Here is a 15,269-nt window from a genome sequence, read left to right on the forward strand (position 1 = left end):
GTCTCCCCAAAAGAACCGTGCTTGCGGATTTCCCGCACACGGCTCCACAATACAGCGTTCACACTAGTGCTCCTGTGTATAAAGAAACATATACCTTTGGTTTTGGTAATGGATTTACTTTTAAATAGTGTATAAATTGTTCCCAATCCATACTTTTCTTTTGACTACGTCGGTTTATCCACTTAAATGCTAACTTTGTTACCGGTCGATAGAATTGAATCAAACACCGATAATTTCCGCTAACTCCGAAGTAGCTATAGTGTCCTGTTAGTTTGGCTTTAAGTTTCTGCCACCAATCTTTGAGACAGATACGACTTCGTACCATCTTCAACCATTCTTTGATTTCTTTAATCTTTCTGGCTAGGCTTATTTTTGAAGTTTTCTGCTTCATCATAAGTTTACCATTACGACTTTTTCCACAATAATGTGTAAATCCTAGAAAGTTGAAGCTAGCCGTCCTACGTTTCTCTCTTTCTGCTTGATACCATTCTTTCTTACCAAACTTTACTATTTTTGTTTTATTTTCAGCTATTTCCAACCCAAATTTACTTAGTCTTTGTTTCAGTAATTCTAGAAATTCTTTTGCGTCTTCTTCCCTCTCGCAGCCAACTACAAAATCGTCGCAAAACCTTATTAGCTGTAAATATCCTCTGGCTTTTGGCTTAAATTTCTTTTCAAACCATAAGTCCAGCACATAGTGTAAGTATATATTAGCTAATACAGGGCTTACTATACCACCTTGTGGTGTGCCTTGATCGGTTGCTTTATAACATCCAACTTCGACTATTCCTGCCTTTAGAAATCGTTTTATTAACCACAATAAATTTGGGTCAGCTATTCGTTCCCTTAGACAATTCATTAGCCATTTATGTTGAACATTATCAAAGAACTTCTTGATATCCACTTCTACAATATAGTTAATTGGTTTGTGCATAACTGCTTTATCTAGAGCGTTTATCGCCTGATGACAATTTCTTCCTGGTCGAAATCCATACGAGCTGTCCATAAAGTTTGCTTCATAAATATTTTCTAATATCTTCTTTAGCATTACCTGTACCAACTTATCTTCCGTTGATGGTATTCCGAGACCGCGCTTCTCTTTGCTCCCGGCTTTGGGTATGTATACCCTTTTCACTGGTAGCGGTTGATATTGTTTTCTCTTCATACTATCCACTAGTGTTTTAAGTTTCTCTTCTAGATTTTCTCCATAAGCTTCCACTGTCACACGATCTATACCACAAGCCTTGTTGCGTTTTAGTTCCTTATAACACTCTGCAAGATTCTCTTCATTAATCAAATGAACTAATGATGTAAATTTTACTCGCTTATCTTGCTTAGCCCTTACTGCTATCTGGTTTAGTTTTCCTTGCATACTCCTCCAATCTCTGTTGTATTGGTATAGCAATCCCTATACCAGTCACTATATTGCTAACCGCTTCCCCTTGTATGTGGCTTTCCCACACTCCGAGTACTATCAGTTAGTCCGACTTCCTTTGCATCTTCCTCCAGTCCTCGCCTTTATTGACTTGTTCCAGAGTACCCTTACAGGAATACAAAGGATCTCCCAAGTTCACGTAAGGTCCATCTCAACACATGACGCGGCCTTCGATCCCGATGAGGTGAGTAATATCTTGCCTTAGCGTTATTACCCATGTTGCCTTCCACCAAATGTAAAGTGTCAGCCCCCATGACGCGTGAATTACGGGACTCAATACCTTCACTTTCGTTGCACCCTATGTTGTCCATTCCATTAGCTTTACTACGCTCGTTACCTTACGCAGCATAATGGTTTGTTCCAGGTTGCCGGCTAAGCTTTACCCGTGTTGGATTTTCGCCAACTGTTCCTTACGCACTTCTTGGCGCACACACAACTTCACCCACGGGAGTAGTTTATATCAATAAATTGTATAATATATCGCTAGAAAAGGATCTTTGGGACGTGTTTGAAGAAAAAGCAAGCAGCCATCAACTAAACCTGTGAACAATCACCTTAACAAACTCAGTAGTCCCATTCTTTATCCCTGTTTTTTCTGTACTATTGCTCATATCACGCAATTTTTGAGAATTATTTAATAGATCAAATAGTACCTCTGTTAGATTTTTTTTTGCTTCACTATTCTGCTTAACTATTATAGCTGCTCTCGAGTCTTCAATATATTTTGCGTTATAAAATTGGTGATTATCTTTTGAGTAAGGGTAAGGAATATATATAGCAGAACGCCTAGCAAGAGTGATCTCTGCTATTGAAGTTGCTCCTGCTCTGCTAATTACCAAGTGAGCATTGGCCAGTCTATTCTCCATATCATCAAAAAATTCACTCAATTCACAATCGATCTTTTCACTTTTGTATAGACTTTTGACCTTGTTTACATTTTTCTTCGTACATTGCTGCGTCACTCTAATTTTCTTTTTCATTTTAATAGGTAAATCACAAATTACGCTGCTTACTACATCATCAAAAAAATTTGCACCTTGGCTGCCTGCTATGACCAATATATTTAGGATTTTCTCAGTGCTAGAATGGCTCTGTGCTTTTATATCAACAAAATTTCCTGTAAAAATACATTTATTGCCCTCTGCATATTTAGTCTCCGGAAAGCTGGTTGCAATTAATTTTGCACTCTTGAAAAAGAATCTATTTACTCTCCCTAAAACTGTGTTTTGTTCATGTAAAATTATAGGTATAGAAAGAACTCTTGCTGCAAGAAGAGTTGGAAAAGAAGCATAGCTACCAAAACCAATGACCGATTTTGGTTTTAATTTTCTTACTTGATACAGTGCTAACATAGAGCTGTATATCAAGAAAAGGAAAAACTTAAATTTGTTGCTGCTTGGTCTACGTAATGGTAAGGTGTAGCTTTCTATGTCGGTATTTTTATTTGTTTTTTTATCAGTGAATAATATGCAATTGTATCCTTGTGTCTTTAGTGCTTTTGCTAAAGCTATGGCCGGAAAGATATGCCCACCTGTGCCACCTGTTGCTAAAATAATATCCATCTGTAAATAATAAATCCTAGATTGTTAACTGTTATTTAACAATTTGCACGTAGAATTTTATTAAGCGTTATGATAGTTGAGTTAAAAATGCCTAAAAGTAATAGTAAAAAAGAACCTAATGAGAAAAATAAACCTCAAGAACAAAGAGAAGGCAGAAGCGGAGGTTTTTTAGAACTGCTAAAAAATATAATAAAAATTCTTTTCAATTCGGTCGTTGACCTACCTGAGCACGAGCAGCATAATAAAATGAAAAGCACTAATCTACAACAAGGTTTGGATACTAAAGGAAAAGGCCCAGAAGATCTTCATCCAAAGGCAAAGCTTGAAGTTAAAGAAGCAGCTAAGGGATTGAAAGAAGAGTTACAGAATTCTGATGCTGGTGGTAATCAATCTATTGAAACTAAAGTGCCTAATCAAACTACTACTCAAGACATTGACAACTCTAAAACGATGGAACGTTAGTTCAACTATTTAACATCTGCAGCAAGCACTGATTCATGTATCATCTCTGAAATGGTTGGATGAGGAAAAATCGTAGATTTTATGTCGAAGTCTGTTCCTTCTAGTTGCTTTGCAAGAGCAAAATTGCTAATTAACTCCGTTACTTCTGCACCTATCATGTGGCTACCCAGAATTTCTCCGGTTTTTTTATCTATAATCGTTTTCACTAACCCTTCAGTTTCACTGAGTGCAACAGATTTACCATTAAAGTTAGAGTGAAATTTTCCTATTTTTATATCATACCCACCTTTTATTGCCTGTTCCTCAGTAAGGCCGATGCTCGCTATTTGTGGATGAGAATAAGTGCAATTTGGTATGCATTCTTTTTTTAACGCATGAGCATTTTTACCAGCAATCTTTTCAATGCAGATCACGGCTTCATGGCTCGCTTTATGTGCTAAACATGGTGGGCCAGCTACATCACCTATTGCATACACATTTGATTCACTAGTTTCATACCATTCATTCGTTTCAATAAAGCCAGAAGGGCTTAATTTAATTTTTGTATTTTCTAAACCTATATTTTCAATATTTGCTTGAATTCCAACCGCAACAATCACCCTCTCAAATTCTTTGCTCTCACCACTACTTAGTAGCACTTGAGCAGAGTCTTTACTTTTAGTAAGAGCTTTTACGCTACTGCTTGTATATATTTCTATCCCCTGTTTTGTGAATATTTCTTGTGCTAAATCTGAAATGTCCTTATCCTCCAGCGGCAAAATAGTGCTCTTTATCTCTATGATTGTTACATCAACACCCAAAGTACTATAAAAACTTGCAAATTCTATTCCAATTGCACCAGACCCTATAATTAGTAGCGATTTTGGTAATCTCTCTGGAGTCATAGCGTGCTGCGCATTCCATATTAAATCTCCATCTGCCTCTATTCCAGGCAGATTCCGTGCCCTCATGCCTGTTGCTAAAATGATATGCTTGGAAACAATTTCTTGTTCTTCCTTATCGCTAACGACTTTTATAGTACCATTGCCTGCAAGTTTACCAAAACCTTGATGAACTTTGATATTATTTTTTTTCATCAAATATGCAACACCGCTTGACAATTTATCAACAACGTTTCTTGAGTATTTCACTATTGATTGTATACCAAAATTCGCTTCCTTTACTTCTATACCAAACTCTTTTGATCTTTTTATTAGCCTATAAACCTCAGATGCTCTAAGCAGTGATTTTGTTGGTATACATCCCCAATTTAAGCATATACCGCCTAAATTTTTTTCTTTTTCCACAATTGCAGTTTTAAACCCAAGCTGTGCCGCCCTAATTGCCGCTATATAACCACCAGGACCGCTACCTATAACCGTAATATCATACTCATTCATCAGTTTTCTTCGTATTCAAAAAGATTATATATAACAGATGGAACCCATACAATCAATGGTCTGTCATCTACCGTCTTAAGAGTCAAGATAAAAGTTGTTATTTTTTATCATGGCATTTAAACAAACGATAATTTTTCTCATGACAGCAACTAATGCAACCTTAGCAGCTTTGCCAGAATCAACCAAACGCTGATAAAACGCTTTCATTTTTCTGTTGTGGCGCATAGCAACAAGAGCTGACATGTATAGTGCTTTCCTTGCATAAAACCTGCCTCCTTTGATTTGAGCTTTGCCAACTTTTCTTCCACTTTCACTAGTTTTAGGTGCAACTCCAACTAAGCATGCAATTTCTCTATTCTCTAATCTACCAAGCTCAGGCACCTCTGTCAGTAGAACGCTCGCCGTCTTTGATCCAATACCTTTATAGCTGATTAAAAGCTCATTTTTTCCTTTCAATTCAGCTATTGCGTCTTCTATGTCTTGCCTAATTTCTTTCAATTGTTTTTCAGCAAACCCTATCTGTCTTTCTATGTATTCTCTAGCTTTTCCCGTCGCACTTTGCAGGCGACACTTGTTTGCATGAATTGCATCATTTAAATTACGCTCAACTGCCCCCAGCTCCTTTAATTCCTCTTGCTTTTGTGAAATTATACATCCTTTTACTTCACCGTCTTTACTGACAAATTCAGCGTATTTTTCCAGTAATTTAGCATCTAACTTGTCAGTTTTTGCAAAATGATTGCAAGCTTTGGCAAATGCATATACCCGATTCGGGTGAGCTTTATGGACAGTTATCTTGCAACAATTTTATAATGAGCTTTTCATAGCCACCAGCTTACACATAACTTGATGGGTAAATCGACTATATTTGTTTCTATAAACTTAGATATAGCATCACTCACGTTTGCTATGCGCTTATGCTTGCCATTAATTGAGATGTCCAATGCTTCCTTGGAAACATCTACTCCCATGAAAATTATTCTAGCCATTTTTGTACCTATAAATATAATCAAACAATAATGCAAAATGCTGTATACAGGATTGTAATTCGATCTTTTAGATCCACCTACCGTTCGTACTACATTTTGCTTTAAGCCTTACTATTACCCACAAATAAAAACATAGTATTGTATTTACTCAAATAATTTAATTTTATTAACCTGAAAGCTTATTAGATTAAAATTATTAAACTAAGAGTTATAATTTTAGCAACTAAAAGCTGTAAATTGCACCATATAAACAGTTATTTCAAGCAAAAGTTATGCCATTAAGAGCTATGCAACAAACATTTATATTTGTGGGTAATAGTAAGATCTAAATCCGATAGAGCATTGTTGGCACACCATCAAAAGTCGCCTCAGACCTCTAATGCATCAATGTACAGACTTACACCTTTTAGTTGGTAATACCATTTTAGACGTTTATCATTCGTTTTAGAAAATACTATAGGAGGTTGTCCGGAAACTAGTAAATTCAAGCATATTCCCTCTTTAACATAACCCTACTCATAGCTAGGTATATGAAATTCTCAGTGGATGTTGTGAGTAAATCATACTCCTTCGATAGCCTTCTATTCCTATTAACCCAAGCAAAAGTCCTTTCTACAACCCATCTTCTTGGCTGTACTTTAAACCCTTGTTCTCTTGTTGGTAGTAGCTCAGGTGGCGTATCTTTGTGCACCCAAAATCTACATGGAGGCCTTTTAACAATTTCAATATCTATGTCATATTCTTCCTTTATGTGATTCTTTAAATTTCTTCCTTGGTATCCCATGTCAGCCCACATTTTTTTAACTTTAGTATATTTTGTTCTCATATTGTTTAATGCTATTTTAATACCATCTCTATCATTTTCGTTAGCAGCGCCTACGTAACAACCTAGTATAAAACCCTGAGTGTCTGTAATTATATGCCTTTTTCTACCCTTTACTTTTTTACTTCCATCATAGCCTTTGATCCCCCCTTTTCTGTAGTCTTTACAGATTGACTATCTACTATACAGGCACTCGGCTGCTCATTCCTTCCTATTTTTCTTCTACTATATTTTGTAATTTCATAATTCATTTTCTCAAAAATTCCCTGCTTCTTCCATTGCCTGAACTGCTCATACACAGTCTTCCATAGCGGAAAATCATTTGGTAAATACCGCCATTGACACCCTGTACGCAATACATAGAAAATTGCTTCTAATATTTCTCTTTTGCTATACTTTGGCGGCCTTCCTCCTTTCTTGTATGATACTCTGAAGTGTTTTTCTATTCTTGCCCATTCCCTTTCGCTTAGATCTGTTGGATACTTTTTTCTCATCTTTACCCCGTACTAAAATTTCAGATATTATAGCCTTTTACTTGTTTCCGGACAACCTCTAGTAGCGGAATGACGAATTTTTGTTTTTCAAATTGTCAGTAAATCTAAGTCAGTTTAGCTATATAAAACATAGTATAAAAAGAGCTATTTTAGCAAAATTTTAAACAAATAAAGTTAATTACTTCACAATTGATACCTTACGAGAAAAGCACATTTGATACAGATTTAAAATACAAGTTAACGAATTATTATGATTTTTACCAAGATAATAATATAGTAAGGTTTGGTAGTGAGGTATCAAAATGGAAAAATACACCAACGCATGGTTTAATAAGAAAGATAATCATGATTGTGCAAATGATGGCACTTGCGGGCAATCTATAAAGGATTTTAGGATTGGTAATTCTGATATTTCTTTTTTTGATAGTAACAAAAACTTAATTGCCAAAGTACCTAAACTACCAAAGTATTCTAGGGATAAATATGGGCATCAATTGTATAAGGAAGCTGAGTCAAAGCAGTTCAATTATTTTTCCACAAATATACATGATGTTTTGTCTAACAGCTTTACCGTTAAATACGGGTATATAAATTGTACTATAAAATACGACAACTTATCTGAGCAGGAACAAAACCAAATAGAAACAGACATTAAAACTGCCTATGAAGCATTTAAAGAAAAGTTTTGCTTGAAAAATAGTAATGCAAGTTACAATATAACGGTTCACATTTTTAATAATAGAAGCGATTATACAAAGTATAACAATCTTCTCGGCTTAGATGAAGATGGTGGTCCAGGATATATTACACGAGGAGTAACAGATTGTCAGAATATTCTGACATATAAGCAAAGTGCCATGGATTTTGTTCTAGGTCATGAGCTAGGCCACATATTTCAATTGTGTTTTTCACCATCGGCAACAGTCCAAACTTTGAGTATTCTGGATACTGAACTCATAGCAAATGTTGTTGGACGAGAAGTAGAAGAAAAAAATTATAAAGCTATTTGCAAGCAGATGGGTGTAGATGAATATAAATACGATGGATGGAGTTTTATTTTTAAATACATAGGTACAACTGGTAGTGTATACCGCCTAAACCTTTCAGAAGAAGAGAAATTTCAAATTATACAACGTGTCAAGAGTTCTGGACTAGATGAATATGAAGACCATGGATGGATGTTTAAATTTAAATATAAAGATACAACTGGTAGTATATACCTCAAGGACCTTTCAGAAGAAGAGAAATTTCAAATTATACAACGTGTCAAGAATTCTGGACTAGATGAATATGAAGATCGTGAATCAATGTTTAGTTTTAAATACAAAGGCACCACTTATAGAGCAGAACACAGAGATTATCTTTCAGCAGAAGAAGAAAAACTTCAATTTATCAAAGACATTAAGAACTCTCATGAATCGCTCGTTAGTGAATGTGATGGATTGGGGAATGAGAATACAACTTTAGTGATTTACGTTGATGAAAATAAGGAGATAAGTCAAATGTATTTTCATAATCTAGACAAGAATATATTCAAATGGTTAGATAAGACACTTATAAGCAGAAGTAAACCTGAAGAAGATGTGGATGACACAGCAGGAAAAGAGCCTGAACCAGAATCAGCCGAAGAGGATACTCAGCAACCCAGTAATTTCTTATCCAATATTTTTTCAACAATTAAATCCATTATTGATTCTATCTCATCACTCTTTTCATGGTTATTTGGGTCGAAAGAGAAAGAGTCTAATCAACAATCTGATGATAATCCTTCTTTGTTTAAGCTCGATGCTAATGAGTTAGATCACGAAGTTAAGCCTGATGCCAATGAGTTAGGTCACGATGTTAGAGATCACTTATCAGACAATTATAACCATTACAACTCATCTGATGGGCTAATGTAATATAGCTAATTTACAGTATCTGTTCAGATGCATGGCTAATGTACAAATATTGAAACAAAAATTCCAGTGCCCCTGTGATGTCATTCCAGTGCTTGACACTGGAATCCAGCTTTTAATCGAAAATGTTGTATAGTACACAATCAAATTTTCTGGATCCCAGTGGGCTTTGTTGCATCGCTCAAGTGAAAAGAACTGGCAGTTACTGACAAAATTCGTTATAAATAGCCATTTAACTGTTGAAGAAAAAATATGCCACAAAAAATGAGAGTCAGTAACTGCCATGAATATAACAAATTTCTCCAAGAAAGAGGAAGCATTTTTTGTTATATCAATGACGCCATAGAAAATTGGTACGAGAATTGTCCAAAAATGCAGGGCGGCGACTATATTTATAGTGATAAAGTTGTGATTTTGGTGCATATAATCGTCAGTTTCTTTAGAATTGGTTTAAGACAAACAGTCGGGTTTATAAAAGGGTATTTGCAACAAATAGGAAGAGATTTGGCAGTTATCAGCTATTCACAAGCATCAAGAAGGTTTGAGAAACTTAATATTAAGATAAATGATTGCAGAAAATAATATGGAAGATATCGAAATTGCTATAGACAGTACAGGAATTAGTATATACAACAACACTCCTGGTCACAGCAAGGAAAATAGCACTGACAGAAAATATCGTGGCTATGAGCAAACGAGAAAATTGCACGTAATGTTGAATATAAACAACAAAAAAGCCATAGCTGTAAAATACAGTAACGGCTGATCACTATGGAGCTTGTGATTTGCTAAAAGAAGTTGATTTTCAGCATGCCATAAAAGCACTATATGCAGATAGAGCATGTGATAGGCACAAGTTTTATAAGTTGTGTAACGAATATGATATAAAGACAAAAATTCCACCAATAAACAATGCGGCAGAACATCCAGAAATAGATTATATGTCTGACAGGAATGCTGCTATTAGGTTAATAAAATTATACGGTGAAGATGGCATGAAAGAATGGAAAAAAGAAGTAAATTATGGGAAAAGATCTTATATTGAAGGGTTTTTCTCAAGATTAAAGCAAATATTCGGATTTAGTTTTAGGAATAAATCTGAGATAAATCGAGAAAAAGAACTAAATGCTATTTGCTTAATAAATTCACTGATATTGGTATGGCTAAATTTGAGATAGTTACATGAATTTACCATAAATCACCATCTCATAAAGTGTGATGCAACAAAGCCATCCCAGTGTCAAGCACTGGGATGACACCCTCCTTATGGGCCAAAATCACAATGTTCGTACAGTTGTGGATTCATTCGCGGTATCTCGGCATAGATTCCGCTAACAAGTAGCGGAATGACGAATTTGTCGTTTTTCAGATTGTCGTAAGTCAGTTTAGCTATAGCATAATGCTATATTAATAAATAATCTATATAATACTATTAAATATAATAATTAAAATCTAAATTACTTTCTCTATAAAAGGAGAAATTTACCTTAATGAAAATATATATATATTTAATATTATTTTTATTTTTTTCTTGCGCTCAACTATATGCTGACGAGGAAATTGCAAAATTTGATTTACTTATTGGCGAGATAAATGAAGCAAGCTTCACTCTTAAAGGTGCAATAAAGGTTACAGTAGAACCAGGCTGGCACATATATTATAAAGATCCTGGAGATTTTGGCCTTCCCACGTCTATTAGTTACAAAGGTAATGCATCAGATATAAATATTCACTGGCCTATTCCAAAGGAACATAAAGATAAAGTAGGGAGAGAGACGTTTGTAAGTAACGTATATGAGGATATGGTATTATTTCCCTTTAAGATGAATATATTTTTAAATCAAGGGTATATTGACCTTAACTTCCATATAAATTATGCGATATGTAAAGATAGGTGCATCCCTAAAAATGTTGAGATAAAAATCAGGCAACCATTAAAGGATTTTATAGATTCTGATATCAATAAACTTATAAATGAGTGGTATGAAAAATAGAGTTCTCATGGGGTAGGTGTCATTCCAGCGCGTGACACTGGAATCTCATTTACTTTTTTGTTCACTATGTGAGGAACTTGGGCCTACAAGTATATAAACATAATGGTTTCGCATAAAAAATTTAGATCCCAGATACTGTCTCTGCTGTCAAACAAATTATCCAACAAAATTACAATTAAATGGTTGATTATTTTTAAGAATACCAAAAAAGACATGCATTAATTTTCGCATTAACGCAAGAACTATGACTTTTGGACATTTGCCTTTACTTGCTAGACGCTGACAAAACTTTTGAAAATGATTATTATGGTTTTTGACTACTATAGCTGGCATATAAAGAGCTTTTCGAATACGCTCAGATCCTATTTTGCATATGCAACTTCTCTTACTTACTGACGATCCCGATTGATAATGTCCTGGATTTAGACCAGCAAAAGCTGTAAATTGTTTAGCATTGTCAAAGTTATCAACTGATGGCATTTCTGCGACAACAGCAACAGCAGTAAGATATCCTATACCTTTTATAGTCTTAAGGTTTTCCACCATATTTTTTAGATGTGGATAGTTATTTATATGCTCATTAATTTCTTTTTCGAGAACAATAATTTGCTCCTCTATTGCCAAAATTACTTTAGATATAGCTTCTTTGCAACTGGAATGCATATTTTTGTTTTCCAAGCGATTTGTCTGTTGCACCTTATCATCTTTTAGCGATTGCATGCAACGGTAAAGCTCCCTCAAATGCCTCATTTCAGGTGCAATGGGCTTCCAAAGAGCAGGTTTGTTGGCGATACAAAATCTAGCTATCATAGCTGCATCTGATTTATCTGTCTTATTTCTGAGCAGCTCACTTTTGCCAAAAGCTTTCTGGGTTTACTATACTGACATTATGTCCTAAATCGTGCATAAAAGTAGCCAAATCTTCTCCATACCAACTAGTTGCTTCAAGACATAAATGAGTAAGATTTGCTCCATGGCCATTGCACCAAACTACAAGTTTTGCAAAACCATCTTGATTATTTTGAAAGACTTTGTGTCGTTTTTTACTGTCCACTAACAAACAAACATCAAATTTCTTTTTTGAAATATCCACACCCAAAATAGCATTTACTTGCATAAAATTGCCTCCAAGACTATAAATAAACTGAGAGTTTAGACTAACCTTGTAATACGGGATATAATTCCAAAAGATACTGTTCAGTCTTTAACTCTATGGGAGGGAAGCAAAATCTGGCTTAATGGCATTAGTGTCGCATCAGCTTCACCCTCCCTGTGAGGTATTTTAGCTCTAATGCCTCACATCATAAAGATACAAGTGTCACGCACTAACTGTACGAACATTGAGATATAAGAGTAATTTGTACCAAGAAAAAAGATGTCATCCCAGTGCCCAGACACTGGGATGGCTTTGTTGCATCGCTCTTCGGATAGTAGGTAACGCACAATAAATTTATGAAGCTATCTCAAATTTAGCCATGCCTATTTCAGTAAATTTGTTAAGCAAATAACATTTGAGTAGCAGTTCCCTCTCACGATTCATTTCAGATTTGTTCCTAAAACTAAATCCAAATGTCTTTTTTAATCGCGAGAAAAAACCTTCTATATAAGATCTTTTTCCATAACTCATCTCTTTTTTCCACTTCTTTATACCATCTTCATCATATGACTTTATGAGCTTGACTGCAGAATTTCTCTCAGCCATATAGTCTAACTTTGGATGCTCTGTTGCGTTGTTTTTCGGAGGAATTTTCGTTTTTATACCATATTGATTACACAGCTTATAGAGCTTTTCTCTGTCATATGCCCTATCTGCATATAGTACTTTTATGACATACTGAAAATCGACTTCTTTTAGCAAATCACAAGCTCCATAGTGATCAGCCGTTACTGTATTTTACAGCTATGGCTTTTTTGCTGTTTGTATTCAACATTACATGCAATTTTCTTGTCTGTTCATAGCTGCGATACTTTCTATCTTCGCTATTTTCTTTGCTATGACCAGGAGTGTTGTTGTATATACTAATTCCTGTACTGTCTATAGCAATTTCGATATCTTCCATATTATTTTCTGCAATCATTGATCTTAATATTGAGTTTCTTAAACCTTCTTGATGATTGTGAATAGCTGATAACTTGCAAATTTTTCCCAATTTGCTCAAGGTATCCTGCTATAAACCCAACTGTTTGCCTCAGGCCTATTCTAAATAAACAAGTTATTATGTGCACCAAAATTACAACTTTATCGCTATAAATATTGTTGCCACCTGGTATTTTTGGACCATTCTCGTACCACTTTTCTATGGCTTCGTTGATATAATGAAAAATATTTCCTCTTTTTTCTAGAAATTTGTTATATTCGCTATGGTTACTGACCCTCATTTTTTGTGGCATATTTTTTCTTCAACAGTTAAATCGCTATTTATAATGAATTTTGTCAGTAATCACTAATTTTTCTGCTGCTATGCAACAAAGCTCACTGGGATCCAGATTGGACACTAAGTTGGTGAGTATAAAAGTAGCTAACCTTATGTTAAAACACAATATTTTTGGTGAGGGGTTGCATTAAAAGCTGGATTCCAGTGTCAAGCACTGGAATGACATCGTCTTAACATTGTACCATATTACAATGTTCGTACAGTTATGTGTCACGCTACTTGGATGACAAGAAAAGGTTTCTAGAATGACGGAAACGAAGTCATACATAGAAAATAGGTTAGGTATTTTCAATTTTTGTTGTATACTCAAATAAAAATCTCACTTTTACAGATGGATACAGTAAAGTTTGTTTTATTACTGCCAACAATATTACTCATGCTAGTTGCTGGTGTTTACCTATCGATTAAACTAAAATGGCTACAGGTATTTAGATTACCATACGCCCTTTCACTCCTTGGAGCTAAAAAAGGAGAAAATAAATTTTCTTCTATAGCCGCTCTGTTTACAATTTTAGGGGGAAATTTAGGAGTAGGAAATATTTCAGGAACTGCTGTTGCTCTAAAAACCGGAGGACCGGGCTCTATTTTATGGATGGCAATAATTATTGTTATCACTTCTGTGATAAAATATGTCACTTGTTATCTAAGTATAAAAACCAGAAAGGAAAAGAACGAACGGTTTATAGGTGGCCCTGTAGCCTACATGACTGATGCGTTTAACTCTAGGAAGGCCACAATTGTCTTTCTAGTTATCATGATGATGGTTTCAATAACAGTTGGTAACCTTGTTCAGGTAAATTCTCTATCAATACCACTTAATATGATAGATGTGCCTGTAGTTGTTGGTGGCATTGTAATGGCCATAATATTTTTTGTTGTTGCAGCTCTCAGCTTAAAAAAAATTAAAATTTTTATATCGGCTATGATACCGATAATGACGGTAAGTTACCTCACACTTTGCGGTATCATATTATTTAAATTTAGTGAAAATATTCTTCCTTCTCTAAAACTAATAACAAGCAGTTTTTTTACAACTAGTAGCTTTAACTCTGGTTTATCTCTAGGTTTGATTTTAGAAATGTTGACTATTATTCAAGTTGGAACTTTGCGAGGTATTTTTGCAACAGATATAGGGCTTGGCCTCGAAGGAATCGTACATTCTTCAATTGTTCCTAAGAAAAATAATAATAAATTTATTATTGAACAGAGCCTAATCACAATAATATCGCCTTTTATAGTTGCATTCATAGTGTTTATTACAACAATGGTACTGCTTGTCACAGATTCTTGGGTCACTGATTTAGAGAGTACTAACATGTGCATATTTGCTTTTAGAAAAGCTATGAATTGGCCCTATATTGACTATTTAATTATGGCCATAATGTTTTGTTTTGCCTTTACTACTATTTTTACTTGGTTTTTTTGCTCAAAACAGACAATACGCTATGTGTCTATGGATAATAAATACACTAAAATCTGGATTGTAATTTTTACCATGATCATTCCGCTTGGTGCGATAGGTAAAGTCCGGTTGCTATGGGATGTTGCTGATATCTCGATTGCTGCTTTGTTGTTTATCAACATACTCGCTATACTCAAGCTAACCTCTCAAGATCCAGAAGTGTTTACTATGAGTAGCAGATATTTGAAGTTGCAAAAACAGAGCTATAGCTAAAGCAATTTAGGCTATGCAGCTGTTGTGATATAAGAGTGATTTCCGCCAAGAAGGATGTCATCCCAGTGCCCAGACACTGGGATCCAGGAATCTTGATTGGCACTAAGTTAGTGAGCATAAAAG

At 35.0% G+C, this 15,269-nt stretch carries 18 protein-coding genes and 2 pseudogenes; 8 read left to right on the top strand and 12 right to left on the bottom strand.

Annotated elements, in window-relative coordinates; genetic code table 11:
- Window positions 1-58 precede the first annotated feature (58 nt).
- Together ltrA and ABWU55_RS00885 are read right to left on the bottom strand one after the other, a co-directional pair.
- Window positions 59-1,372, bottom strand: coding sequence for a group II intron reverse transcriptase/maturase (gene ltrA, locus ABWU55_RS00880; protein WP_006280268.1), 1,314 nt, complete (start codon window positions 1,370-1,372; stop codon window positions 59-61).
- Entirely contained in the window at window positions 1,335-1,463 is a 129-nt protein-coding gene (locus tag ABWU55_RS00885; RefSeq protein ID WP_255324786.1) for a hypothetical protein, read from the bottom strand. Before ABWU55_RS00885 ends, ltrA begins: the two co-directional genes overlap by 38 nt.
- A 389-nt stretch (window positions 1,464-1,852) precedes the next feature.
- On the opposite strand from ABWU55_RS00885, the pseudogene ABWU55_RS00890 reads away from it, so the two are divergent.
- Window positions 1,853-1,981: pseudogene (locus tag ABWU55_RS00890) on the top strand (glutathione synthase); the annotation flags it as partial.
- Here the strand turns inward: ABWU55_RS00890 and murG are convergent.
- On the bottom strand, window positions 1,966-2,997 hold the full coding sequence (gene murG / locus ABWU55_RS00895; RefSeq protein ID WP_353286364.1) for an undecaprenyldiphospho-muramoylpentapeptide beta-N-acetylglucosaminyltransferase: 1,032 nt from the start codon (window positions 2,995-2,997) through the stop codon (window positions 1,966-1,968). The pseudogene ABWU55_RS00890 and the gene murG sit on opposite strands and share 16 nt — an antisense overlap.
- Window positions 2,998-3,066: 69 nt before the next feature.
- Here murG and ABWU55_RS00900 point away from each other — a divergent pair, with 69 nt between their 5' ends.
- Complete coding sequence (locus ABWU55_RS00900; protein ID WP_006279962.1) at window positions 3,067-3,459, top strand: hypothetical protein; 393 nt, start codon at window positions 3,067-3,069, stop codon at window positions 3,457-3,459.
- A gap of 5 nt (window positions 3,460-3,464) precedes the next feature.
- Here the strand turns inward: ABWU55_RS00900 and lpdA are convergent, their stop codons facing one another.
- The 4 genes from lpdA to ABWU55_RS00920 form a co-directional block, all read right to left on the bottom strand.
- Window positions 3,465-4,838 (bottom strand): dihydrolipoyl dehydrogenase, encoded by a 1,374-nt coding sequence (lpdA, locus tag ABWU55_RS00905; protein WP_353286365.1) that lies wholly within the window; start codon window positions 4,836-4,838, stop codon window positions 3,465-3,467.
- Between the two features lie 75 nt (window positions 4,839-4,913).
- Window positions 4,914-5,336, bottom strand: coding sequence for an IS110 family transposase (locus ABWU55_RS00910; protein WP_049973639.1), 423 nt, complete (start codon window positions 5,334-5,336; stop codon window positions 4,914-4,916).
- Window positions 5,337-5,659: 323 nt separating this feature from the next.
- Window positions 5,660-5,827: a hypothetical protein gene (locus ABWU55_RS00915; RefSeq protein WP_155968863.1), complete on the bottom strand. Its 168-nt coding sequence runs from the start codon at window positions 5,825-5,827 to the stop codon at window positions 5,660-5,662.
- Window positions 5,828-6,311: 484 nt separating this feature from the next.
- A protein-coding gene (locus tag ABWU55_RS00920) for an IS5-like element ISWpi1 family transposase (protein WP_094189578.1) occupies window positions 6,312-7,144 on the bottom strand; the annotation gives its coding sequence in 2 pieces (ribosomal slippage) (window positions 6,312-6,775 and window positions 6,775-7,144; 834 coding nt in all).
- A gap of 302 nt (window positions 7,145-7,446) precedes the next feature.
- Between ABWU55_RS00920 and ABWU55_RS00925 the strand changes: the two genes are divergently transcribed.
- The 5 genes from ABWU55_RS00925 (at window position 7,447) to ABWU55_RS00950 (ending at window position 11,036) form a co-directional block, all read left to right on the top strand.
- Window positions 7,447-9,045 (top strand): hypothetical protein, encoded by a 1,599-nt coding sequence (locus ABWU55_RS00925; protein WP_353286366.1) that lies wholly within the window; start codon window positions 7,447-7,449, stop codon window positions 9,043-9,045.
- A gap of 249 nt (window positions 9,046-9,294) precedes the next feature.
- On the top strand, window positions 9,295-9,624 hold the full coding sequence (locus ABWU55_RS00935) for a transposase (RefSeq protein WP_353286368.1): 330 nt from the start codon (window positions 9,295-9,297) through the stop codon (window positions 9,622-9,624).
- Window positions 9,608-9,808 (top strand): hypothetical protein, encoded by a 201-nt coding sequence (locus ABWU55_RS00940; protein WP_264378130.1) that lies wholly within the window; start codon window positions 9,608-9,610, stop codon window positions 9,806-9,808. Before ABWU55_RS00935 ends, ABWU55_RS00940 begins: the two co-directional genes overlap by 17 nt.
- Window positions 9,809-9,827: 19 nt before the next feature.
- Entirely contained in the window at window positions 9,828-10,220 is a 393-nt protein-coding gene (locus tag ABWU55_RS00945) for a transposase (protein WP_223823060.1), read from the top strand.
- Between the two features lie 312 nt (window positions 10,221-10,532).
- Window positions 10,533-11,036 (top strand): protein-disulfide reductase DsbD domain-containing protein, encoded by a 504-nt coding sequence (locus ABWU55_RS00950; RefSeq protein WP_015589109.1) that lies wholly within the window; start codon window positions 10,533-10,535, stop codon window positions 11,034-11,036.
- A 156-nt stretch (window positions 11,037-11,192) separates the two neighbouring features.
- Here the strand turns inward: ABWU55_RS00950 and ABWU55_RS00955 are convergent, their stop codons facing one another.
- The 5 genes and pseudogenes from ABWU55_RS00955 to ABWU55_RS00975 form a co-directional block, all read right to left on the bottom strand.
- The gene (locus ABWU55_RS00955; protein ID WP_010082346.1) at window positions 11,193-11,756 is read right to left on the bottom strand and encodes an IS110 family transposase; all 564 of its coding nucleotides are present in this window, start codon (window positions 11,754-11,756) and stop codon (window positions 11,193-11,195) included.
- Between the two features lie 12 nt (window positions 11,757-11,768).
- Window positions 11,769-12,153: pseudogene (locus tag ABWU55_RS00960) on the bottom strand (IS110 family transposase); the annotation flags it as partial.
- 333 nt (window positions 12,154-12,486) lie between these two features.
- Complete coding sequence (locus ABWU55_RS00965; RefSeq protein WP_095742667.1) at window positions 12,487-12,894, bottom strand: transposase; 408 nt, start codon at window positions 12,892-12,894, stop codon at window positions 12,487-12,489.
- Window positions 12,895-12,913: 19 nt separating this feature from the next.
- Window positions 12,914-13,114, bottom strand: a complete 201-nt coding sequence (locus ABWU55_RS00970) for a hypothetical protein (protein WP_010082383.1) — start codon at window positions 13,112-13,114, stop codon at window positions 12,914-12,916.
- Window positions 13,098-13,427 (bottom strand): transposase, encoded by a 330-nt coding sequence (locus ABWU55_RS00975; protein ID WP_007548762.1) that lies wholly within the window; start codon window positions 13,425-13,427, stop codon window positions 13,098-13,100. The genes ABWU55_RS00970 and ABWU55_RS00975 overlap by 17 nt, the downstream gene beginning before the upstream one ends.
- 375 nt (window positions 13,428-13,802) lie before the next feature.
- Between ABWU55_RS00975 and ABWU55_RS00980 the strand changes: the two genes are divergently transcribed.
- Window positions 13,803-15,146, top strand: coding sequence for an alanine:cation symporter family protein (locus tag ABWU55_RS00980; RefSeq protein WP_038198671.1), 1,344 nt, complete (start codon window positions 13,803-13,805; stop codon window positions 15,144-15,146).
- Window positions 15,147-15,269: the final 123 nt, after the last annotated feature.

Origin of the sequence: Wolbachia endosymbiont (group A) of Crataerina pallida, from assembly GCF_964028475.1 — a bacterium.
GTDB classification, from domain to species: domain Bacteria; phylum Pseudomonadota; class Alphaproteobacteria; order Rickettsiales; family Anaplasmataceae; genus Wolbachia; species Wolbachia pipientis.

What these genes read in the sequence shown, in the direction of transcription:
- murG (WP_353286364.1), bottom strand. Translation starts at nt 2,997, where the DNA reads ATGGATATTATTTTAGCAACAGGTGGCACAGGTGGGCATATCTTTCCG.
- ABWU55_RS00935 (WP_353286368.1), top strand. Translation starts at nt 9,295, where the DNA reads ATGCCACAAAAAATGAGAGTCAGTAACTGCCATGAATATAACAAATTT.
- lpdA (WP_353286365.1), bottom strand. Translation starts at nt 4,838, where the DNA reads ATGAATGAGTATGATATTACGGTTATAGGTAGCGGTCCTGGTGGTTAT.
- ABWU55_RS00975 (WP_007548762.1), bottom strand. Translation starts at nt 13,427, where the DNA reads ATGCCACAAAAAATGAGGGTCAGTAACCATAGCGAATATAACAAATTT.
- ABWU55_RS00925 (WP_353286366.1), top strand. Translation starts at nt 7,447, where the DNA reads ATGGAAAAATACACCAACGCATGGTTTAATAAGAAAGATAATCATGAT.
- ABWU55_RS00980 (WP_038198671.1), top strand. Translation starts at nt 13,803, where the DNA reads ATGGATACAGTAAAGTTTGTTTTATTACTGCCAACAATATTACTCATG.
- ABWU55_RS00915 (WP_155968863.1), bottom strand. Translation starts at nt 5,827, where the DNA reads ATGGCTAGAATAATTTTCATGGGAGTAGATGTTTCCAAGGAAGCATTG.
- ABWU55_RS00955 (WP_010082346.1), bottom strand. Translation starts at nt 11,756, where the DNA reads ATGCAATCGCTAAAAGATGATAAGGTGCAACAGACAAATCGCTTGGAA.
- ABWU55_RS00970 (WP_010082383.1), bottom strand. Translation starts at nt 13,114, where the DNA reads ATGATTGCAGAAAATAATATGGAAGATATCGAAATTGCTATAGACAGT.
- ABWU55_RS00950 (WP_015589109.1), top strand. Translation starts at nt 10,533, where the DNA reads ATGAAAATATATATATATTTAATATTATTTTTATTTTTTTCTTGCGCT.
- ltrA (WP_006280268.1), bottom strand. Translation starts at nt 1,372, where the DNA reads ATGCAAGGAAAACTAAACCAGATAGCAGTAAGGGCTAAGCAAGATAAG.
- ABWU55_RS00940 (WP_264378130.1), top strand. Translation starts at nt 9,608, where the DNA reads ATGATTGCAGAAAATAATATGGAAGATATCGAAATTGCTATAGACAGT.
- ABWU55_RS00900 (WP_006279962.1), top strand. Translation starts at nt 3,067, where the DNA reads ATGATAGTTGAGTTAAAAATGCCTAAAAGTAATAGTAAAAAAGAACCT.